Here is a 20,604-nt window from a genome sequence, read left to right as displayed (position 1 = left end):
CTGATCTAGGAGAATCGCCCCATGAGCAACCCTGAGCAGCTCCGCTACAGCAAGGAACACGAGTGGCTGTCGCCCGCCGCGGACGGCGAGTCCACGGTCGGCATCACCGCCCACGCCGCCAATGCCCTCGGCGACGTCGTGTACGTACAGCTTCCCGAGGTGGGTGACACGGTGACCGCGGGCGAGACCTGCGGCGAGCTGGAGTCGACCAAGTCGGTGAGCGACCTGTACGCGCCGGTGACCGGCGAGGTCACCGCCGTCAACCAGGACGTCGTGGACGACCCCGCGCTGGTGAACTCGGCGCCCTTCGAGGGCGGCTGGCTGTTCAAGGTGCGGGTCACCGGCGAGCCGGACGACCTGCTGACCGCCGACGAGTACACGGCCTTCGCGGCCGGCTGAGGACCAGATCACTGATGACGCTTCTCAACGACTCCCTCAAGACGGTCGACCCCGAGGTCGCCGCCGCCGTGGACGCCGAGCTGCACCGCCAGCAGTCCACCCTCGAGATGATCGCCTCCGAGAACTTCGCGCCGGTCGCGGTGCTGGAGGCGCAGGGCTCGGTGCTGACCAATAAGTACGCGGAGGGCTATCCCGGCCGCCGCTACTACGGCGGCTGCGAGCACGTCGACGTGGTCGAGGACCTGGCCCGTGAGCGGATCAAGGACCTCTTCGGCGCCGAGGCGGCGAATGTGCAGCCGCACTCCGGTGCGTCGGCGAATGCGGCGGCGATGTTTGCCGTACTGAAGCCGGGCGACACCATCCTGGGCCTCGACCTGGCGCACGGCGGGCACCTCACCCACGGCATGAAGATCAACTTCTCCGGCAAGCTCTACAACGTGGCCGCGTACCACGTCGACGAGGAGTCCGGCGAGGTCGACATGGAAGAGGTCGAGCGGCTCGCCAAGGAGGAGCGGCCGCAGCTGATCATCGCGGGCTGGTCCGCCTATCCTCGGCAGCTGGACTTCGCGGCCTTCCGGCGGATCGCGGACGAGGTCGGCGCGCTGCTCATGGTCGACATGGCGCACTTCGCCGGGCTGGTGGCGGCCGGGCTGCACCCGAACCCGGTGCCGTACGCGGACATCGTCACGACGACGACGCACAAGACGCTGGGCGGGCCGCGCGGTGGCGTGATCCTGTCGAAGCAGGAGCTGGCGAAGAAGATCAATTCGGCGGTCTTCCCCGGTCAGCAGGGTGGCCCGCTGGAGCATGTGATCGCGGCGAAGGCGGTCTCCTTCAAGATCGCTGCGGGCGAGGAGTTCAAGGACCGCCAGCGTCGTACGCTGGAGGGAGCGAAGATCCTCGCCGAGCGACTGCTGGCGGACGATGCCGTGGCGGCGGGCGTCTCGGTGCTGTCCGGCGGCACGGACGTGCACCTGGTCCTGGTGGACCTGCGCAAGTCCGAGCTGGACGGCCAGCAGGCGGAGGACCGGCTGCACGAGATCGGCATCACGGTGAACCGCAATGCCGTCCCGAACGACCCGCGGCCGCCGATGGTGACATCGGGCCTGCGGATCGGCGCGCCGGCGCTGGCGACACGCGGCTTCACGACGGATGACTTCCGCGAGGTCGCGGACGTGATCGCGGAGGCGCTGAAGCCGGGCTTCGACGAGGCGAAGGCGACGTCGCTGCGGGAGCGCGTGAGCGCGCTGGCGGATAAGCATCCGCTGTACCCCGGCCTGTGAGGGGCGGGTGCCGAGGTGCGGATGAGCGCGCCCCGGCACCCACCACCGCACAGTCCCCGCCCTCCCGGGGGCCAAGCCCCTTCAAAGGCTATCGGCGCCCACCGACAGCCCCACAAGTTATCCACAGGGCGGCACGCACCACCGCACCACCCGCTCCAACCGGACAAAGGAGTCCACCCGCTGTGGCCATCTCCGTCTTCGACCTCTTCTCGATCGGCATCGGCCCGTCGAGCTCGCACACGGTCGGCCCGCTGCGCGCCGCGCGGATGTTCGCCCGCCGCCTGAAGAACGACGGCGTGCTGGCACACACCACCTCCGTCCGGGCCGAGCTCTTCGGCTCCCTCGGCGCCACCGGCCACGGCCACGGCACCCCCAAGGCGGTCCTCCTCGGCCTGGAGGGCTACTCCCCGCGCACAGTGGACGTGGAGTGGGCGGACAGCGAGGTGGAACGTATCCGCACCTCCGGCCGCCTCCGCCTCCTCGACGCCGAAATAGGCGCGGACCACGAGATCGACTTCGACGAGCCGACCCAGCTGATCCTGCACCGCCGCCGCTCCCTGCCGTACCACGCGAACGGCATGACCCTCTTCGCGTACGACGCCGCCGGCACCCCGCTCCTGGAGAAGACGTACTACTCGGTCGGCGGCGGCTTCGTCGTCGACGAGGACGCGGTCGGCGAGGACCGGATCAAGCTGGACGACACGGTCCTGAAGTACCCCTTCCGTACGGGCGACGAGATGGTCCGCATGGCGCGCGAGACGGGCCTGTCGATCTCGTCGCTGATGCTGGAGAACGAGATGGCCTGGCGCAGCGAGGACGAGATCCGCGCGGGCCTGCTGGAGATCTGGCGGGTCATGCAGGAGTGCGTACGCCGCGGCCTGTCGAAGGAAGGCATACTCCCCGGCGGCCTGAAGGTCCGCCGCCGCGCGGCGACCTCCGCCCGCCAACTGCGCGCCGAGGGCCCGCGCGAGGCGCACTCCACGGAGTGGACGACGCTGTACGCGATGGCGGTCAACGAGGAGAACGCGGCGGGCGGCCGCGTCGTGACGGCCCCGACGAACGGCGCGGCAGGCATCATCCCGGCAGTCCTCCACTACGCCCGCGACTTCGTCCCGGGTGTGGCGGACAACGACGACACGATCGTCCGCTTCCTCCTCGCCGCGGGCGCGATCGGCATGCTCTTCAAGGAGAACGCCTCCATCTCCGGCGCCGAAGTCGGCTGCCAGGGCGAGGTCGGCTCGGCGTGCTCCATGGCCGCAGGCGGCCTGGCAGAAATCCTCGGCGGCACCCCGGAGCAGGTCGAGAACGCCGCCGAGATCGGCATCGAACACAACCTGGGCCTGACGTGCGACCCGGTAGGCGGCCTCGTCCAGATCCCCTGCATCGAACGCAACGGCATGGCCGCGGTCAAGGCCATCACCGCCGCCCGCATGGCCCTGCGCGGCGACGGCCACCACTTCGTCAGCCTGGACAAGGCCATCAAGACGATGAAGGAAACCGGCGCCGACATGAAGGTCAAGTACAAGGAGACGGCCCGGGGCGGGCTGGCAGTGAATGTCATCGAGTGCTGACCATTTATTTCCCTGACCCGCGACGACGGATCTTTCAGAGCTGTCAGGGCCTTCCCTGCTCACGCGGCGAAAAGTCCCTCGGAATTCCCTCGGACCGCTCTGAAAATCCCTGAGAAATCCCAGATCGGCCTGCGGTTGTCCGCCTCTCGAAGTCCCTCAGCGAGCCGCCGCCGTGCAGGCCACAGGGCCATCTTGCTTCGCTCCATGGCTGTTCCAGGCGTGTAGGCGGCGTGGGAGCGAGTCGCCGCGGCAGCAGTAATGGCTGACGGTGGCGCCGGTCAGGTGCAGGCGGGCGCCAGAACCCACCACCCAGGACGGTGTCGACGGGGTGGCTTGGGTTTGCGGCGGGTGGTGTGCACGGAGGGCGGCAGCAGCGACCCCGGGGGTCAGCCGGTGGCTCGCTTAGGGTCGCATCGGCGAACCGCTGGATCGCCTGGCCTGACTCCTTCGGACGGCAATCAGGTTCTCCAGCTAGGAAACCAGGTCTGACGGGACGTCGAGGGTGGCACGATAGGATGCCACGAAGTTCCTTGTGCTGCGGGCGAGTTGGCGCTCCTACCAACAGCGAGGAGCTTCGCCGCGTCACGGGCACGGGGCGACCAGCTACCGCCCCGTGCACCCCCGCCGACCACGATGAGACCCCGCTCATTGCCCTGTCTGCTATTCGGCATCCGGTTGGGAAATGGAGAGTTGCGGTGCCAATTCGTCACTCGCGTATTCGCTGCCGCGGTCCGTGTGCATGATGCAGCCCTATTCCTGTTGGCCGCGTCCGGCGCCATCCGCAAAGCGGCCACCGGCAGGTCGGCCTGATGGTCGGCCATCGACCAGCCGATCACCTCGCGGATGGCGAGATCGATGCAGGTCGCCAGATACGCCTTGCCCTCGACGGTGACCAGCTCGGTCATGTCCCCGACCGGGACCATGCCGGGCAGCAGGACGGTGCTCCCCGGCATCGACGCCATCGCCCGCTAGGAAGCCGCCGTAGGCAAGGAGATCTGGCCGGCGCTGTCCACCCTCGCCTCCAGTCGGTCCGTGCGCGACAGCGACGCGGCATAGCGGCAGTTGCCGCGGGTGCCCACCGGCCGGGGCTTGACCGGTCCAGCTCACCGTCCGTACAGCGTGGACAGATCCGCGAGGAGGATGTCTTCGCGGTGGGCGGCGAGCTCGATCAGGTCGGGGTAGAAGCCGTGTAGGGAGTACAGGGCCAGTATGGTGCCGGTGGTGTCGTGGCCCTGGTCGGCGAGCAGGGTGCGGATGCGTTCGAGGCGTTGAAGGTCGCCGGTGCCGCGGCGTGCGGCGGTCGCTTTGGCCTCGCCCAGAAGGGCGATGTGGGTGCGCGGTGACTGCGGGCGTTCGCCGGCGGCCAGGGCGATGACGTCAACCTCGTGTTTGGTACGGGCGGCCGGGTCGGCTACCTCAGTGGTGCCAACCGGTCCCGGCAGCCCGCCTGGCAGCAGCGGGTGAGCGTAGCGGCGGGTGAAATCGCGGGCCAGGTTCTCGAAGTGCGGGCCGAGGATCTTGGAGTTGAAGGTGGGGGTGGCCTGCTGCCACGCCTGCTCGGCGAAGCCCTGCTCGACGGCCGCCGCCTGGGGCAGGGTGATGAGCTGGTTGAAGCGGATGACCGGGTCGGCGAGGGTGATGACCGGGTGCCGGGTGCGCAGGATGTCCTGCTCGCGGCGGATGTAGCCCGTCGATTCCAGGACGCCCAGCGGGTGGGCGACTGCGTTGCGCGGGCGCTCCAGCGCCGCGCCGATCTTGCTGGGGGTGGTCGCGCCCTGGGCGATCGCGGTGAGGATGTCGTAGTACAGCGTGTGCTGGGTGATCCGCGGGTCCTCGCGCAGCAGATATTCGGTCTCGGCGCGGGAGTAGACCGCACGGCCCGGGTCCAGCAGCGTCCGCACCAGCCAGGTATCGAAGCCGCCGTCGGGGTGCGGCCGGGCGGCCACCGGCCGGTAGCCAGGTGCACCGCCGAGAACAGCGTGCACCTTCAGCGCGGTCAGCGGGTCGTCGATCCGCCAGAAGGCACGGCTGTCGCGGTAGTCGAACGGTCCCAGCCGCAGGTCGACCACGGCGCGGCCGCGCAGCGGCTTGGTGCCGGAGAGCAGTTCATGCATGACGCTCAGCGCCGAGCCGCAAAGGATCAGTCGGGGGCCCGGCCCCGCGCCCGGCGCGGCTCTGCGCTGGCGTTCGTCATAGATCTGCTGGAGCAGTCCCGGGATCTCCGGCGAGTGCTGCAGCAGGTAGGGCAGCTCGTCGATCACCAGCAGCGGATACGGGGCACGGGAGGTCACGTCCAGGGCGCTGGCCAGTACGTCCCGCCAGTCGGTCAGCCGCAGACTGCCCGCACGCAGGCCGGCATGGGCGGCGACCGTATCGGCGAACCGCTGGATCGCCGGCAACCGCCCCTCCTCCCGCACGGCTGTCACGTACAGCCCCCCGGCCTGTTCGGACAGAGCCTGCAGCAGGTACGACTTCCCGTGCCGCCGACGCCCGGACACAATGCCCAGCCGCATCGCGGGATCCGGATCGGCCAGGAATTCCGTCAGCAGACTCCACTCGCGGTCCCGGTCGACCACATCGTCGGGCTTGACCAGCACTCCGCTCGGCATCCGACCTCCACCATGTCAAGTGCTACAGATTTCGTCTAAGTCTACTTCGACGTAATTCGGCCAGAAGGGCGGAGCATCGGCGCCTATGTGCAGCAGGGACGGCACCCGCACCTGGTATCCCGCCGCCGTCAAGTGTTCGGCCACAGGGTGCCAGGTCGAGGGACCTACGGACGGACTGTGCACGAGAACGAAGATCGGCTGCATGTGACGATCCTGTCGCCCATGCCTTCGGAGGCGCGACAGTCTTGGCCGACAGCAGAACGCTTCGCGTCTACGTAGCCCATGCGCCTCCACAACACGGGCGTTCACAGCCATTCGTTGATGGCGGCGACGAGGACAGCGGCCAGCACGCACGCGGTCGGGCCGGGTGCGCGGCCTGCCCGGCTCAAGACGCGGGACACGGACCTTCTTCAGGACCGGCTCGAACTGCGGGGAGGCGCCACGCTGCCCGGCTGTGATCACGATGGACATGGGTTTCTGGGCCCTGTTCGACGGCCAGGTGCGGCTTGGTGGTCGGACCGCCACGCGAGCGCCCGAGCCCGTGGTCGTCCGGGTGCTCTTGCCGCACTGCCTCGCACCATCCACGAGGAATACGCGGGTGTCTTCCAGCGCCTCCTCGACCGCGGTCGACGCCCGATGCGAGTGTCACTTTGGCCGCATGATCAATGTTGATTTGGACGTAGACCGTACGTCAGTTTGGCCGCCGCCCGGCCTGGGCCCGCTGGTCAGCTGGCCGGTGGCGGGTCGGCGATCCGGGCGGCGAGGAACTTCGGGGCCCTCTCGCGGTAGCTGTCGGTGATCAGTTCGGCGAGTTCGGTCCAGTCGGTGTGGTCGCCGAGGACGGCGGCGACGACGTTGTGGCCCCAGTCGGCGCGGAAGAACGGGAACCCGTCGGCGGTCAGTCCGAGCAGGTCGTCGGCGGGGATCCGGAAAGTCATCACGACCGGCGGCTGACCGGCGGTCGCGTACGGGGCGTAGACCGGGAAGCGGTCCGCGTCCGGCGTGTAGACGTGGGCGATCGTCCGCTTGCGGATCCGCCAGCGGACGCCGATCCAGGCCGGTTCCTCGTACGACTCGGGCAGCTGCCGGCAGATCGGCCGCAGTCGGTCGAGGATCTCCGGCGGTACGTCTCCAGGACTGGACATGGGCCGACACTAGCGGCCGCGTCGCGTCGTCCGGGAGGGCGCCTACTCGCCCTCCGCGCCTACTCGCCCTCCGCGACCCGGATGATCGTCTTGCCGGGAGTCCGCTTCTCGGGTGCGAAGGCGGCACCGGCCTCGTTCAGCGGCCGGACCGCGCCGACGATCGGCTTGAGGCGGCCGTCGCGCAGCCGCTGGGCGAGGTCGGCGAGGCGGGCCCGGTCGGGCTCGACGACGAAGAAGACGGCCCGGCCGTCCGCGGGGTGAACGGTGACCGGCTGGGCGATGGTGACCAGCGTGCCGCCGGCGCGCACCAGCGCCGTGGAGCGCTCCAGGATCTCGCCGCCGATCACGTCGAAGACGACGTCCACCTCGCCGATGTCTTCCAGGCGTCCGGCCTGCAGGTCCACGAAGGTGTGCACGCCGAGCCGACGGGCGGTGTCCTCGTCGGCCGCCCGGCCGGTGCCGATCACCCGGGCGCCGGCCTCGTTCGCGAGCTGCACGGCGATGGAGCCGACGCCACCCGCGGCACCGTGGATCAGCACGGTCTGTCCGGTGGTCAGGCGCCCGTGGTCGAACAGGCCCTGCCAGGCGGTGAGGCCGGAGATGGGCAGGGCGGCGGCCGTGGTGTGGTCGACGTCGGCCGGAAGCGGTGCGAGGTTGCGGGCCTCGACCGCGGTGTACTCGGCCAGCGAGCCGTTGCGCGTCCAGTCGGTGAGCCCGAAGACGCGCTGGCCGACCGTCAGGCCGGTGGTGCCGTAGCCGAGCTCGGTCACCACGCCGGACAGCTCGTGTCCTGGCACCGACGGCGTGCGGTCACGGCCGGCCCGGTCGGTCCAGGTCCCGGGCCAGTCCAGCTCGCCCGGGGTGAAGCCGGCGGCGTGCACGCGCACGATCACGTCGTTCTCGGCGGCGTGCGGGTGCGGCAGCTCGTTGAGGGCGAGTCCGCCGATGCCGGCGTCGGGGTCCTGGACGGTGATGGCTTGCATGTGCTTCCTTACGGGTGAGCAGGCGGGCGGCGCGGGCCCGGTGGTCGAGGTGCGGCGGGGTGGACGCACGCACCTCGACGATACGCAGGAAGAAACCCGGATATCCGGTCCAATCCAGGGCCTGTTTGCTGGGCCATTGCGGCCCCCTGGTTCAGCCCTTGAGCGACGCCTGCCACTCCGCCGCATAGTCGTCGAAGATGGCGCGGAGGTGGTGCCCGATCTTGAGGTAGTCGAGGTCGTCCAGGTTGGCCAGGGAGGCACGGACCGACCACTGCGGGCCGTCGAAGCCGCCGCCGTTCAGCAGCACCACATGCGTCTGCTCGGCGAGGCGGAACAGCGGGTCGACCGGCTCGTAGTTCGCCTGCAGGAAGTCCGCGAAGTCCTTGCCGTGCATCCGCTCGGCTTCGGCGAGGAGGTCGAGTTCGATGTAGTACGCGGCGCGGCCCGGGTCCTCGGAGATCTTCATCTTGGCGCCTTCCAGCAGCAGGTCGAGGCGCTGCTGGACGATGGCGCGGAGCTTGAGTTTGTACGCCTGGCCCTCGTCGAGCATGTCGAAGAGGGAAAACAGCGTCATCTGGATCTGCTGCGGCAGGGACAGGCCCGCGGTGTGGTTGAGGGCGACCTCGCGGGAGTCGGCGACCAGGCGGTCGATGAACTTGATCTTCTCCGGCTCCAGCGTCAGCGTCCCGTAGCGCTTCGCCAGCCGCGCCTTCTCGTCGGCCGGGAGCCGCGCGAGCATCTCGTCGATCACGTTGTCGTCGTGGAGGCCGATGACGCCGAGCCGCCAGCCGGTGCAGCCGTAGTGCTTCGAGTACGAGTACACCAGCAGCGTGTTGCGGGGCAGGTCGGCGGCGAGGGAGCGGAAGCCCTCGACGAAGGTGCCGTACACGTCGTCCGTGACCAGCATCAGGTTCGGGTTCTTTGTCGCGACGATGTCCTTGATCTGGTCCATCACCCGCTGGCTCATCGCGAGCGACGGCGGGTTGGAGGGGTTGACGACGCACACCAGCTTGATGGACGGGTCCTCCAGCTTCGCGACCTCCTCGGTCGAGTAGCGCCACTCCCGCACCCCGGCCTCGGCGAAGAGGTCCGCCGAAATGTGCACCACGTCGAAGTCGAAGGTGTCGAGCTCGGGGATCTCCAGATACGGCGTGAACACCGGCACCATCAGGGCGATCCGGTCGCCCTTGTGCAGAATGCCGTTCTTCATCAGCGAGTCGAAGATGTAGCACATCGCGGCGGTGCCGCCCTCGACCGCGAACAGGCTGAGGTTGTTGCCCTCCGGCGGCCGCCCGGCGCACATTTCGTCGCCGATGTAGCCCCGTACGACCTGCTCGGCGTGGACCAGCATGCGCCCGGGGACGGGGTAGTTGTCGCCGATGATCGAGTCCGCCAGCTCGTGCAGGAAGGCGTCCCGGTCGAAGCCGAACCGCTCGACCGCCAGCTCCACGCAGCGCTGCAGCATGTCGGTGCCGGAGAGCTCGGGGTTGGCGCGCAGCCAGCGGTCGAAGCGTTTGCCGATGTCCTGCTTCTCGGGCATGCCGCCGAGGTTGTCCCCGCTCCACACCCGCTTGGACTCGGACAGCGCGAAGTAGCCGAGCGCGAAGAAGGCCTCGCGCGGCCCTGAGGCGATCCAGTTGGGGTTGCCGCGCCCGGCGTTGAGCATCTGGACGGCGGACTTGTCCTTCTGGCCCGGCTTGTCCTCCTGGACCTCCTGAGCGATCTGGATGAACTTGTCCTTCAGCTCGAACGGGCTGAGCTGGGCATAGGACTTGATCTCTTCGCGGCTGAAGCGGGTCTTCGGCATGGCCTTGCTTCCTTACGGTCAGTGGTGGAGGAGGACGATCACGGCACCCCAGATCGTCAGGAGGACGTTGGCGACGGCGTACGGGATCGTGTAGCCGAGCGTGGGGACCTGGGACTTGGACTGCTCGTTGATCGCGCCGATCGCGGCCGTCGTGGTCTGGCCGCCGGCGAGGACGCCCATCAGGATCGGGAAGCGGATCTTCTGGATGTAGTGGCCGACGAGGAAGCCGACGAGCAGCGGGACGACGGTGGCGACCGCGCCGAAGACCAGCAGGCCCCAGCCGGCCGTCGACAGGCCCGAGGTGAAGCCAGGACCCGCGTTGATCCCGACGACCGCCACGAAGAGGCACAGGCCGAGGGTGTCCATGAACCACTGGGCGCCGGGCGGCACATTGCCGTACGTCGGATACTTGCCGCGGATCCAGCCGAAGACCAGGCCCATGATCAGCGCCCCGCCCGAGGTGGACAGCGAGATCGGCACGCCGCCCGCGGTCAGCGCCGGGATGCCGATGCAGCCGCCGAGGAAGATGCCCAGGCCGACCCAGAGCATGTCGGTGGCGAATGAGGTGGGCACCGGCTTGCCGATCTCCTTGCCCGCCGGGTCCACCAGGCGCTTGGGGCCGGTGAGGATGAGGGTGTCGCCGCGTTCGACCTTGGTGGACAGGCGGTAAGGGAAGTCGGCGCCGGCGCGGTAGAGCTTGTCGATGTAGACGCCGGTCATGAAGGGCTGGGCGCGCAGTTCGGCGATGGTGCTGCCGAGCTGTTTCTCCTCGGAGGCGACGACGTGCAGCGTCTCGGTCTGGTAGCCGAGCAGTTCGACGTCGTCGGCCTCGGCGCCGATGTGGGTGCGGGCGTCGAAGTCGATGAGCGAGTCGCGCAGTGCGCTGACCGCGACCACATCGCCTTCCCGCAGCGCCAGTTGCTGGTCGTGGTCCATCAGCTTGCCGTCGCGACGGACCCCGGTGATGTAGATGCGGTGGCCGAGCTGCTTTTGCTGGCTCTCGAAGTCGTCGATGGTCCGCCCCACCAGGTCCGGCCGCTGCACCGTGTACGCGCGCAGCACGACCTCGTAGTAGCCCTCGCCGAGGTCGGGGTTGTCGGAGGGGGCGTCGAGCTCCTTGGCGAGCTGGGCGGATTCGGCGGCCAGGTTCTTGCGGTACAGCTTGGGCAGGACGTTGGCCAGGAGCATCGCGCACAGGATGGTGCCCAGCGGGTAGCAGACCGCGTATCCGACGGCGACGAGGTTCTGCTCGGTCTTCACGTCGCCCGCGGACAGGCCGGGCAGGTTGCCGATGGCGTCCTGGGCGACACCGATCACCGCGGACTGGGTGAGCGCCCCGCCCAGGAGTCCGGCGGACAGGCCAGGGCCGTAGCCGAGCATCGCCGCGAAGCCCCACGATACGAGCAGGCCGGTCACGCAGACGACGAGGGCGTTGATCACCTGCGGCAGGCCGTCCTTCTTCAGGCCGTGGAAGAACTGCGGGCCGACCTTGTAGCCGAGCGCGAACAGGAACATCGTGAAGAAGAGGTTCTTCACGGTGTCGTCGATGGTCACCTTGAACTGGGCGCCGAGCAGCAGGCCGGCTACGAGGCAGCCGGTGACGGCGCCGAGCGCGATGGCCTTGTAGCGGAGCTTCCCGAAGAGGAAGCCGAGCGCGACGGTGATGAAGACGAGCAGTTCGGGGTGCGGGTGGAAGATGTTCCGGTTAAGGAAGTCGATCATGTGATCGGCTCCTACGCGCCCAGGATGCCGACGAGGATCGGCCCGGTCAGCGGCAGCAAGAAGTTGGAGAGCGCGTACGTGATCGTGTAGCCGAGCATCGGGACCGAGCTCTTGGCGACCTGGGTGATCGAGGTGATCGCGGGGGTGGAGCACTGCTGGCCCGCGATCGCGCCGAGCAGCACCGGCTTCTCGATCTTCAGCAGCTTGCGGCCGACGATCAGCGAGATCGTCGCGGGGATCAGCACCATCGCGATCCCGGCGAACGGCAGCAGCGCCCCGTACTGCTTGAGCATCGGCCACGCCTGCGGCCCGGCGGCGAGCCCGGTGCAGGCGATGAACACGGCGAGCCCGAGGTCCTTCATGGTGGACGCGGCCTGCGGCGGGAAGGCGCCGAAGGTCGGCTTGCGGGAGCGGAACCAGCCGAACAGCAGCCCGGACACCAGGCAGCCGCCGCCGGTGCCGAGCGACAGCGGCACATCCCCTGCCCGTACGACGATCTGCCCGAGCAGCGAACCGGCGACGATGCCGAGACCGAGGTAGATGTAGTCGGTGGCGTCGTTCTTGACCGCCGCGCCGATCTTCGCGACCAGCTTGTCCAGGCCGGAGCGGGCGCCGACGAGGGTGATCACGTCGCCGCGGTGCACCACCGTCTCCCCGGTGGCCGGCATCTTCTGGTCGGTGCTGCGCAGCACCTCGGTGACGTAAACACCGGCCTTGCCGAACTCGGGGTGCGCCTGGCGGAGCTCGTCGATCGTCCTGCCGTGGGTGTCCTTGTCGGTGATGGCGACCTGCCGGGTGGCCAGCGGGGCGTCCAGGCCCGGGATGCCGGGGGTCTCCGGGCCGATGTGGCGGGCCGCGTCGATGACTTCCGCGCGCCGCCCGACCAGGAGGACGAGGTCCGAGAGGGTGAGCTCGGTGTCGGGTGTGGGTGGCACCATCTTGCTGCCGCGTCTGATGCCCTCGACGGTGACCAGCCCGCCCAGCTCGGCCTGCAGGTCGCCGACGGTGCGGCCGTCGGCGGTGGTCACCAGGTAGGTGCGGCCCACCAGGCCCGGCGCGGCCTGCTGCTCGTCCGACTCGAGCGACTTGCCGCCGCCCTGGCCGCGCATCTTCTCCCACAGCTCGCGGGAGGCGTCGGCGAGGTTGATGCGCAGCAGCATCGGCATGATCTGGCTGGTGAAGAGCACGATGGTGATCAGGCCGAAGAGGTAGCAGACCGTGTACGCGGTGGCCACGTGCCCCTGGTACGTCTTGATCTGCTCCTGGCTCAGGCCCTGCAGCTGCCCGATCGACTCGGTGGCCGTACCGACGACCGCCGATTCGGTGGCGGCGCCGGCGAGGATGCCGGAGGCGGTGCCGACGTCCAGGTCGAAGGCCTTGGCGAGGCCGATCGCGATGGCGAGGACGCAGACCAGCTCGATCAGGCAGAGGGTGAAGAAGCGCAGGCTCTTGCGGTTGAGGTTGTGGAAGAACTGCGGGCCCGCCATATAGCCGAGCGAGAAGATGAACAGCGCGAAGAACACCGTCTTCACGTCGTCGTTCACCGACACATGCCGGGTGCCGAGCAGCAGCGAGACGATCAGCGTGCCGCAGATGCCGCCGAGGGTGATCGGGCCGACCCGCAGCTTGCCCAGCAGATAGCCCAGGGCCAGGCAGAGGAAGAGGGCAAGCTCGGGGTGGTCACGCAAAACGCCCACGCACGATCTCCTTGACTGACTCCCCCCGGCAGGTCCTGGACGCGATCAAGCTAACAGCGCTCTCACCTGCCCACATCTCAGGCGATACCGGACGGGTGTGAGCGTGTCCCCCATGCGAGCTACACGCAGGTGTCCACCGTGCGGGGACGCTGCGCGGGTCCCGGTCTCCGTAGCGTGCGGTCCCAGTCGTCCCTCACGTCTCACTGGAGAACAGCATGCTCCGCACCCGCAGGTCTTCCGCCGTGCTCGCGCTCTGCGCCACCGTCGCCGCCGCGGCGCTCGTCGGCTGCTCCGACTCCCCCGATCCGGACCTGGAGGCGCTGACGGGCAAGGGCTCCGACAAGGAATCCGGCAAGGACTCGGGCCAGGGTGGCTCAGACAAGGACTCCGGCCAGCCGAAGGCCGCCACCTTCACCGGCACCAAGAAGATCGACGTGAACGGTCAGCAGGTGAACGTCTCCTGCTCCGGCACGGCGAAGGGCGACCGCCCGGTCGTCGTCCTCATGCACGGCGGCGGCGACAACCTCAAGAAGTTCGCCGCCCTCCAGAAGAAGCTGAGCGGCACGGACCGGGTCTGCTCGTACGACCGGCTCGGCGCCGGCGCCAGCAGCAAGCCAGAGAAGCCGCAGACGTTCACCAGCACCGGCAGGGTGCTCACCGGCGTGATCGAGCAGATCGCCGGTGACCGCGGCGTCGTCCTCGCCGGGCACTCCCTCGGCGGGCTGATCGCCGGCCGGTACGCGCCCGAGCACCAGGACAAGGTCAGGGGACTCGTCCTCATGGACGCCACCTCCCCCACACAGATCGCCGATCTGCACCGGGAGGTCCCGAAGGACGCCACCGGGCCCGGCGCCCAGCTGCGCGACCAGACCCTTGCCATCTTCCGCGGCGAGAACCCGGAGAAGCTCGTCGTCAAGGACGCGAAGGTCCGTCCCGCCGGCGACATCCCGGTGCAGGTGATCATGCACGGGGTGAAGTACCTCGCCAAGGTCCCGCAGTACGGTCCTGGCCTGGAGCAGGCGTGGGAGGACGGCCAGCGCAAGTGGCTCGCGCTCTCCGGGCGCAGCGCGCTGGGCACCGCCCAGAAGAGCGAGCACTACATCTACCTCGACGAGCCCGACGCAGCGGTCACGGCGATCCTCCAGGTCACCGCCCAGGCCCCCGCCAAGGCCGAGCCCAAGAAGCACAACTAGGTGTTCCGGAGCCCCCGTTACACTCCCCTGGTGGTGCACCTTCGGCGAGCCCGGGATCTGTGGTGCCGGATCGACGTCACGTTCCGGGACCTGCCGCTCGCGCTGCTGATCCTCGCCGCAGCGCTGCTGCCCGCGTCGCACACCCACGGGACGCAGCTCGGCGGGCTGCCGGGCCGCTCCTTCGACGCCCTCGCCGTCGCCGCGGTCGCCGCGCAGACGCTGCCGCTCGCCGTCCGCCGCCGGTGGCCCGCCGCCGCGCTCGCCGTGGCGACGGCCGGCTTCGCCGTGGACCAGCTCCGCGGCTACCACTCGCTCGCGGGCACCGCCCTCGCGGTCGCGCTCTTCAGCGCGGGCGCCCACCTGGAGCAGGGCCGCCGCGCAGCGATCGCCGTGCTGACGCTCGCGTATGTGGCGCTGGCGGTCGGGCTCGGCGAGGCCGGCGGGACCGAGGGCGTGTCCGAGTACGTCATGTACTACCTGGCGATGGCCCTCGTCTGGGGCATGGGTTCGTGGCTGCGCTCCACCCGGGCCGCGGAGGCCGAGCACCGCCTCCGCGTCGCCGAGGAGACCCGTACCGTCGAGCGCACCCGCATCGCGCGGGAGCTGCACGATGTCGTCACCCACCATGTGACGGCGATGGTCGTGCAGGCGGAGTCGGCACGCTATCTGACCGCCGCCCCCGACCGCCTCGACGCCAGCCTCACCGCCGTCACCGACACCGGCCGCCGGGCCATGACCGACCTGCGGCACCTGCTCGACCTGCTCAATCCCGAGTACGGTGCCGGGGACAGGACGCCGTCCGTCGGCAGGCTGCTCACGCTCGTGGAGCAGACCCGGCTGGCCGGGCAGCCGGTGGAGTTCACCGAGAAGGGCACTCCACCGGCCTCGACCGGCAGCGCCGACCTGGTGGCTTACCGTGTGGTGCAGGAGGCGCTGACGAACGCGCTCAAGTACGCGCACGGCAGCCGCACATCGGTCGAGGTGCGGCATGGCGAACGGGAGATCACGGTGGAGGTCGGCACGGAGGGCGGCGTGGGCGTGCGGGGCCGTGCGGCCGGCGCGCAAGGCCGTACATCCGGCGGGCATGGCCGTATCCCGGGCCAGCAGGCCCGCGCCACCGGCTCGCCCGCCCCCGGCGGCAGCGGCGGCCGTGGCCTGGACGGCCTCCGCGAGCGGGTCGACGTCCTCGGCGGCGACTTTCACGCCGGCCCCCGCCCCACCGGCGACGGCTTCGTCGTCCGGGCCCGGATACCGGCGGGCAGCCCGCCGCCGTGACCGCACCGACCCGGGTCCTCATCTGCGACGACCAGGTGCTGGTCCGCACCGGCCTGGTCACGATCATCGACGCGCAGCCCGACCTTGAGGTGGTCGGCGAGTGCGCCGACGGGCAGGCGGCCGTCGAACTCGCGGCCAAGGTGCGGCCCGACGTCGTCGTGATGGACGTGCGCATGCCCGTACTCGACGGCATCGAGGCCACCCGCCTGCTGGCCGGGACCGGGGTGCAGCAGCCCGTCAAGGTGCTGGTGGTGACCACGTTCAACCTCGACGAGTACGTCTACGAGGCGCTCCGCGCCGGCGCCAGCGGCTTCCTCCTCAAGGACGCACCGCCGGCCCAACTGCTGCACGGCGTACGGACGGTGGCCGCCGGCGCGGCGCTGCTCGACCCTCAGGTCACCCGCCGGCTCGTGGGCCGGTACGCCACCCGGATCCGGCCCACCGGGGGCACGGTCGCCCCGGACGACATCCCGCTGAGCCCCCGCGAGCTGGAGGTCCTGCGCCTCATCGCGGGCGGCCTGTCGAACAGCGAGATCGCCGCCGTCCTGGTCCTCAGCCCGGAGACGGTGAAGACCTTCGTCTCCCGCATCCTCACCAAGCTGAACCTGCGCGACCGCGTCCAGGCAGTCGTTTACGCGTACCGCCAGGGGCTCGCGGACTGAATGTCCCCCGCTGAGCACGATTGCCCCACAGGGCCCATGCGCTGGACGCCCCCGCGGTGATGACGTACTGTTCGCGCGCTCAAGAGCGGCGATCGGCCGCCGAGGAGATCCGTGGGGGGATCGATCCGTATGCAATGCGTCGACTGCCTCAACAGGCCTGCCACAACGCCGGACGGACGCTGCCGCGTCTGCTCCGTCGCCGAAGCCCAGACCGCGCTGGAGGACTCGACGCGGGCCCGGGCCATGCCGCCCGCGGCGGGGGGCTATCCGGTCGCGCCGCGCTGGATGTTCCGCCCGGTCGGCGGGCTGGCGACGGCGGTGATGGTGCTGCTGGGGGTGTGCATCGCCACCGACCTGCTGTCCGTCTTCGCCGGATTCCGCATCCGAAGCCTGATGGATGACCTGCTGACGGCCAGTGACAGCGAGATCGACGCCGCCGACGCGCTGTACGCGGCCACGGGCGTGCTGCAGCTGCTCGCGATGCTGGCGACGGCCGTGGTGTTTCTCATCTGGTTCCACCGGACGCGTGAGAACGCCGAGTTGTTCGACGCCGGGCAGTTGCGGCACTCCGCCGGCTGGTCGATCGGCGCATGGTTCATCCCGATCGCCAACCTGTGGATACCCAAGAAGATCGCCAACGACATCTGGCGGGCCAGCAAGCCGCCCGCCACCCACGGCATGCGAGAGCCTGGCGGTGTCGGCCTGGTCACCGGCTGGTGGGCGGTGTGGGTGACGAGTCTCGTCTTCGACCGCGGCGCCTCGGCCAGCTACCGGACGGCCGACACGCCGGAGGCGCTGAAGTCGGCCGTCGCCGGACTGGTGCTCTCCGATGTGGTCAGCATCACGGCCGCCGTCCTCGCCATCCTCTACGTCCGCAAGCTGAGCAAGATGCAGGAGCTCAAGCACGCCTTCACCGCGCCACCCGCCCCGCCGGCGTACCAGCCGCCGTACGGGGCCGGGTGACGCTCACCGGCTCAGCCGGCTCAGCAGTTCATCGCCCACACATGCGCGTCCCCGCGGTCGTTGGCCCCCTCGTTGTGGTCGATTTCCTGGCCGGGGGCGAGGCAGATGGTGCGGTCGCCGCCGTTGGAGGGGAACTGGATGGCGTCCTCGTAGACGATGACGTGGTCCTTGACGCCGGGGCCCGAGATGCCGTGGTTGGCCCAGGAGGAGTCCTCGTCGGCGATCCAGCTCTCCCACCACTCGTCGTCGCCGGAGGAGGCGAAGACCTGGCCGCCGTAGTTGATGTCGGGCCAGACGCAGAAGCTGCCGCTGGGGCAGGGGGCGGCGGAGGCGGTCGGGGCGAGGGCGAGGGTGCCGGCCGCCAGGAGGGTGGTGGCGAGGAGGGTGAGGGTGCGTTTCATGGGCAGGGGCCTTTCGGTGCGGGTTACTTGCTGGTGAGGAGGGCTTGAGCGCGGTCCAGTGCGGCGGCGCGCAGCTGCTTGTACGTCGTGCGGTCCGAGGCCGGGGCCGCGGACTTGAGGTTGCCGACGTTGGTGGAGGCCTTGAACCAGCGCTGCTGATCGCCGTACAGCCTGCGCTGTGCCTGGGCGAGGCAGCCGTCGGTGTGCTGGCTGATGACGTGGCCGCTGGGGAGTTCGAGGGAGAGCTCGGCGCGGCCCTTTCCGTAGGTGGCGTCGGACAGTTGGCGGGTCTCGTCCGCCGAGGCGGACTGATGGTCGCCGGGGCGGGGTGGGTCGAGGCCGTGGTCGCGCAGGCAGCGGTCGGTGAGGAGCTGCTGGGCGGCCTTGATCGTGTCCTGCGGGCTCAGCTCTACGCGCTCGGCGGGGGCGGCGCAGCCGGCCAGTGAGAGCGCCGCCGCCACGGCCCACCCGGCAAGTCGCCGGGGCGCCACCTCAGCCCTGCTGGCAGTCGGCCGGCTTGTTGCGCTGGACGCCGTCGAACTTGTCCCACCACTCCCAGTTCCCCGACCAGTCGCCGCCGTAGATGGTCCGGTAGAGGCAGGGTCCTTCGCGGGGGAAGCTGAGGGCGTAGAAGGTGTCCTGGGTCTGGTTGCTGAAGGACTTGGCGTGCCGTTTCACGTCCGGCCTGGCTTCGGCGTAGCCGGTGCCGTTGTAGCACCAGCCGCCCTGGGGGCCGTGTTCTTCGGTCTCGGACCAGAAGCAGACGTAGCCCGGTAGCGCGGCGGAGGCGGCCGGGGCGGGCAGGGTACGGGCCGGGTCTGCGCTCGCGGCGGAGACGGAGGCGGTGGCGGCGAGGGTGGCGGCAGCGAGCAGGGCTGCGTAAAGGCGGCGCATGGGTGGCCCCCAGGGGCGGTGGGTCGGACGGTGCGCCAGCAACCTCCCCCTGCGAATCCACAGCTAGGCGCACTGCCACCCGCAGTGGTGACTAGTCGTACCGCAGCAGCCCCACGCCGACCCACCCGTCCCAGGCAGCCGAAAGGTTAGGCTAACCTAAGCGCTCGTGAGAGTCGGAGAGAGCACGGGCGGGCATGCCCTATCAGCCGCGGGCGTCACCGTGGCCTATGACGGCGTCGATGTCGTGCACGAGGCGGCGCTGGCGCTGCGGCCTGGCGAGGTGACCGTGCTGGTCGGGCCGAACGGCAGCGGGAAGTCGACGCTGCTGCGCACGATCGCCCGGCTGCAGCGGGCGCGGGCCGCGTCCCTGGTCCTCGACGACGGGACCGACGGGCTGGCGCTGTCCGCCCGCGAGTTCGCGCGGCAGGTCGCGCTGCTCACCCAGGGGCGGCCGACGCCCAGCGGGCTGACGGTGCGCGATGTGGTGGAGTTCGGGCGGTACCCGTACCGGGGCCGATGGGGCAAAGCGGACCCCGACGGCCGGGCCGCGGTGGACCGGGCGCTCGCCATGACGGGCGTGACGGACCTCGCGGACCGCGGCGCCGAGCACCTGTCCGGCGGACAGCTGCAGCGCGTCTGGCTGGCCGGCTGCCTCGCGCAGGACACCGGCGTGCTGCTCCTCGACGAGCCCACCACCTACCTCGACCTGCGCTATCAGGTCGAGCTCCTCGACCTGATCCGCGACCTGGCGGACGACCACCGGATCGCGGTGGGCGCCGTCCTGCACGACCTCGACCAGGCGGCGGCCCTCGCCGACCGGATGGTGCTCCTCGACACGGGCCGCGTCGTCGCCGAGGGCCGCCCCGAGGACGTCCTGACCCCCGAGCGGCTCACCAAGACGTACGGCATCCGCATCGAGGTCGACCACGACCCGACCACCGGCGCCCTGCGCACCCGCGCCATCGGCCGCCACCACACCCGCAACCCCTCCCGAACCGAAAGGCTCAGCACCTCCTCATGAGACGCTCCATACCGGCCGCCGCAGCCCTCGCCGCCGCCGCGCTCGCCCTGACCGCCTGCGGGACCTCCGAGCCCGCCGAGAAGGATGCGGGGAAGGGCGCGGAGAAGATCAGCCTCACCGACTCCACCGGCACGAAGGTGACGCTCGACGGGCCCGCCAAGAAGGTCGTCGGGACCGAGTGGAACGTCGTCGAGGACCTCGTCTCGCTCGGCGTCGACCCGGCCGGCGTCGCCGACGTCAAGGGCTACAAGACGTGGAACCATGCGGCGCCGCTGACCAACAGCCCCAAGGACATCGGCACCCGTGGCGAGCCGAGCATGGACACCATCGCCTCGCTCTCCCCCGACCTGATCGTCTCCACCGACGACCTGAAGCCGGCCGCGGTCAAGCAGCTGCGCAAGGTCGCCCCGGTGCTGCAGATCCACTCCGCGGACGCGTCCGACCCGATCGGGCAGATGAACAAGAACCGCGACCTGATCGCCAAGGCCACCGGCACCACCGCGGAAGCCGCCAAGCTCAAGAAGGCTTTCGACGACAAGGTCGCCGAGGGCAAGAAGGCCCTGGCGGGCGCGGATCTCGCGGGTGCGGAATTCGCCTTCGCCGATGGTTACGACACCTCCAACCAGGTCTCGATCCGGCCGTTCACCTCCGGCTCGCTGCTCGGCGCGGTCAATGAGCGGCTCGGGCTCAAGAACGCCTGGAAGGTCAAGGGCGACAAGGCGTACGGGCTCGGCGCCACCGATGTCGAGGGGCTCACCAAGCTGCCGGATGACGTGCAGTTCGCGTACATCGGCAACAAGGACGACAAGGGCAGCACCCCCTTCACCGGCGCGCTCGCCAAGAACTCCGTGTGGAAGTCGCTGCCGTTCGTGAAGAAGGGCAATGTGCACCGGCTGCCCGACGGCATCTGGATGTTCGGCGGCACCAAGTCGATGAACCAGTACATCGACTCCGTCGTGAGTGAGCTGACCAAGTAACC

General features: G+C 69.9%; 18 protein-coding genes. 9 read left to right on the top strand and 9 right to left on the bottom strand.

Features of this window, described 5'->3' with window-relative positions:
- Nucleotides 1-21: 21 nt before the first annotated feature.
- From gcvH to ACNNMR_RS31105, 3 genes are all read left to right on the top strand, one after another.
- The gene (gene gcvH, locus ACNNMR_RS31115) at nt 22-399 is read left to right on the top strand and encodes a glycine cleavage system protein GcvH (protein WP_419998010.1); all 378 of its coding nucleotides are present in this window, start codon (nt 22-24) and stop codon (nt 397-399) included.
- 14 nt (nt 400-413) lie between these two features.
- Entirely contained in the window at nt 414-1,682 is a 1,269-nt protein-coding gene (gene glyA / locus ACNNMR_RS31110) for a serine hydroxymethyltransferase (RefSeq protein WP_419998009.1), read from the top strand.
- A gap of 182 nt (nt 1,683-1,864) precedes the next feature.
- Nucleotides 1,865-3,253, top strand: a complete 1,389-nt coding sequence (locus ACNNMR_RS31105; RefSeq protein ID WP_419998008.1) for an L-serine ammonia-lyase — start codon at nt 1,865-1,867, stop codon at nt 3,251-3,253.
- A 1,103-nt stretch (nt 3,254-4,356) separates the two neighbouring features.
- Here ACNNMR_RS31105 and ACNNMR_RS31100 read toward each other — a convergent pair.
- From ACNNMR_RS31100 to aspT (ACNNMR_RS31075), 6 genes are all read right to left on the bottom strand, one after another.
- A complete protein-coding gene (locus ACNNMR_RS31100; protein WP_419998007.1) occupies nt 4,357-5,862 on the bottom strand; it encodes an AAA family ATPase in 1,506 nt (501 codons plus the stop codon).
- A 725-nt stretch (nt 5,863-6,587) separates the two neighbouring features.
- Entirely contained in the window at nt 6,588-7,007 is a 420-nt protein-coding gene (locus tag ACNNMR_RS31095; RefSeq protein WP_419998006.1) for an MmcQ/YjbR family DNA-binding protein, read from the bottom strand.
- Nucleotides 7,008-7,066: 59 nt separating this feature from the next.
- A complete protein-coding gene (locus ACNNMR_RS31090; RefSeq protein ID WP_419998005.1) occupies nt 7,067-7,990 on the bottom strand; it encodes an NADP-dependent oxidoreductase in 924 nt (307 codons plus the stop codon).
- Nucleotides 7,991-8,141: 151 nt separating this feature from the next.
- The gene (locus ACNNMR_RS31085) at nt 8,142-9,797 is read right to left on the bottom strand and encodes a bifunctional aspartate transaminase/aspartate 4-decarboxylase (protein ID WP_419998004.1); all 1,656 of its coding nucleotides are present in this window, start codon (nt 9,795-9,797) and stop codon (nt 8,142-8,144) included.
- Between the two features lie 18 nt (nt 9,798-9,815).
- Complete coding sequence (aspT, locus tag ACNNMR_RS31080) at nt 9,816-11,519, bottom strand: aspartate-alanine antiporter (protein ID WP_419998003.1); 1,704 nt, start codon at nt 11,517-11,519, stop codon at nt 9,816-9,818.
- Between the two features lie 11 nt (nt 11,520-11,530).
- The gene (gene aspT / locus ACNNMR_RS31075; protein WP_419998002.1) at nt 11,531-13,216 is read right to left on the bottom strand and encodes an aspartate-alanine antiporter; all 1,686 of its coding nucleotides are present in this window, start codon (nt 13,214-13,216) and stop codon (nt 11,531-11,533) included.
- A gap of 215 nt (nt 13,217-13,431) precedes the next feature.
- Here aspT (ACNNMR_RS31075) and ACNNMR_RS31070 point away from each other — a divergent pair, with 215 nt between their 5' ends.
- The 4 genes from ACNNMR_RS31070 (at nt 13,432) to ACNNMR_RS31055 (ending at nt 17,309) form a co-directional block, all read left to right on the top strand.
- Nucleotides 13,432-14,409: an alpha/beta fold hydrolase gene (locus tag ACNNMR_RS31070; protein WP_419998001.1), complete on the top strand. Its 978-nt coding sequence runs from the start codon at nt 13,432-13,434 to the stop codon at nt 14,407-14,409.
- A gap of 30 nt (nt 14,410-14,439) precedes the next feature.
- The gene (locus ACNNMR_RS31065; protein ID WP_419998000.1) at nt 14,440-15,684 is read left to right on the top strand and encodes a sensor histidine kinase; all 1,245 of its coding nucleotides are present in this window, start codon (nt 14,440-14,442) and stop codon (nt 15,682-15,684) included.
- Nucleotides 15,681-16,346 (top strand): response regulator, encoded by a 666-nt coding sequence (locus tag ACNNMR_RS31060; protein WP_419997999.1) that lies wholly within the window; start codon nt 15,681-15,683, stop codon nt 16,344-16,346. Before ACNNMR_RS31065 ends, ACNNMR_RS31060 begins: the two co-directional genes overlap by 4 nt.
- Before the next feature lie 129 nt (nt 16,347-16,475).
- A complete protein-coding gene (locus tag ACNNMR_RS31055; RefSeq protein WP_419997998.1) occupies nt 16,476-17,309 on the top strand; it encodes a DUF4328 domain-containing protein in 834 nt (277 codons plus the stop codon).
- Nucleotides 17,310-17,329: 20 nt separating this feature from the next.
- Here the strand turns inward: ACNNMR_RS31055 and ACNNMR_RS31050 are convergent, their stop codons facing one another.
- From ACNNMR_RS31050 to ACNNMR_RS31040, 3 genes are read right to left on the bottom strand one after another with little or no spacing between them, the layout of a single operon-like run.
- Entirely contained in the window at nt 17,330-17,710 is a 381-nt protein-coding gene (locus ACNNMR_RS31050) for a peptidase inhibitor family I36 protein (protein WP_419997997.1), read from the bottom strand.
- A gap of 23 nt (nt 17,711-17,733) precedes the next feature.
- Nucleotides 17,734-18,201, bottom strand: a complete 468-nt coding sequence (locus tag ACNNMR_RS31045; RefSeq protein WP_419997996.1) for a hypothetical protein — start codon at nt 18,199-18,201, stop codon at nt 17,734-17,736.
- Nucleotide 18,202: 1 nt separating this feature from the next.
- Nucleotides 18,203-18,604, bottom strand: a complete 402-nt coding sequence (locus ACNNMR_RS31040; RefSeq protein WP_419997995.1) for a hypothetical protein — start codon at nt 18,602-18,604, stop codon at nt 18,203-18,205.
- Nucleotides 18,605-18,770: 166 nt separating this feature from the next.
- Here ACNNMR_RS31040 and ACNNMR_RS31035 point away from each other — a divergent pair, with 166 nt between their 5' ends.
- Both ACNNMR_RS31035 and ACNNMR_RS31030 read left to right on the top strand, forming a co-directional pair.
- Nucleotides 18,771-19,625: an ABC transporter ATP-binding protein gene (locus ACNNMR_RS31035; RefSeq protein ID WP_419997994.1), complete on the top strand. Its 855-nt coding sequence runs from the start codon at nt 18,771-18,773 to the stop codon at nt 19,623-19,625.
- A complete protein-coding gene (locus ACNNMR_RS31030; RefSeq protein ID WP_419997993.1) occupies nt 19,622-20,602 on the top strand; it encodes an iron-siderophore ABC transporter substrate-binding protein in 981 nt (326 codons plus the stop codon). Before ACNNMR_RS31035 ends, ACNNMR_RS31030 begins: the two co-directional genes overlap by 4 nt.
- Nucleotides 20,603-20,604: the final 2 nt, after the last annotated feature.

The sequence above is a fragment of the Streptomyces boninensis genome (assembly GCF_048572725.1).
GTDB lineage: Bacteria > Actinomycetota > Actinomycetes > Streptomycetales > Streptomycetaceae > Streptomyces > Streptomyces boninensis.
Note: the sequence above shows the minus strand (reverse complement) of the source record. Positions and strands in the feature narration are given on the sequence as shown.

Bases quoted from the DNA above. Each gene is read 5' to 3' on its own strand.
- ACNNMR_RS31055 (WP_419997998.1), top strand. From the start codon at position 16,476: ATGCAATGCGTCGACTGCCTCAACAGGCCTGCCACAACGCCGGACGGA.
- glyA (WP_419998009.1), top strand. From the start codon at position 414: ATGACGCTTCTCAACGACTCCCTCAAGACGGTCGACCCCGAGGTCGCC.
- gcvH (WP_419998010.1), top strand. From the start codon at position 22: ATGAGCAACCCTGAGCAGCTCCGCTACAGCAAGGAACACGAGTGGCTG.
- ACNNMR_RS31095 (WP_419998006.1), bottom strand. From the start codon at position 7,007: ATGTCCAGTCCTGGAGACGTACCGCCGGAGATCCTCGACCGACTGCGG.
- ACNNMR_RS31030 (WP_419997993.1), top strand. From the start codon at position 19,622: ATGAGACGCTCCATACCGGCCGCCGCAGCCCTCGCCGCCGCCGCGCTC.
- ACNNMR_RS31050 (WP_419997997.1), bottom strand. From the start codon at position 17,710: ATGAAACGCACCCTCACCCTCCTCGCCACCACCCTCCTGGCGGCCGGC.
- ACNNMR_RS31100 (WP_419998007.1), bottom strand. From the start codon at position 5,862: ATGCCGAGCGGAGTGCTGGTCAAGCCCGACGATGTGGTCGACCGGGAC.
- ACNNMR_RS31085 (WP_419998004.1), bottom strand. From the start codon at position 9,797: ATGCCGAAGACCCGCTTCAGCCGCGAAGAGATCAAGTCCTATGCCCAG.
- ACNNMR_RS31040 (WP_419997995.1), bottom strand. From the start codon at position 18,604: ATGCGCCGCCTTTACGCAGCCCTGCTCGCTGCCGCCACCCTCGCCGCC.
- ACNNMR_RS31090 (WP_419998005.1), bottom strand. From the start codon at position 7,990: ATGCAAGCCATCACCGTCCAGGACCCCGACGCCGGCATCGGCGGACTC.
- ACNNMR_RS31070 (WP_419998001.1), top strand. From the start codon at position 13,432: ATGCTCCGCACCCGCAGGTCTTCCGCCGTGCTCGCGCTCTGCGCCACC.
- aspT (WP_419998003.1), bottom strand. From the start codon at position 11,519: ATGATCGACTTCCTTAACCGGAACATCTTCCACCCGCACCCCGAACTG.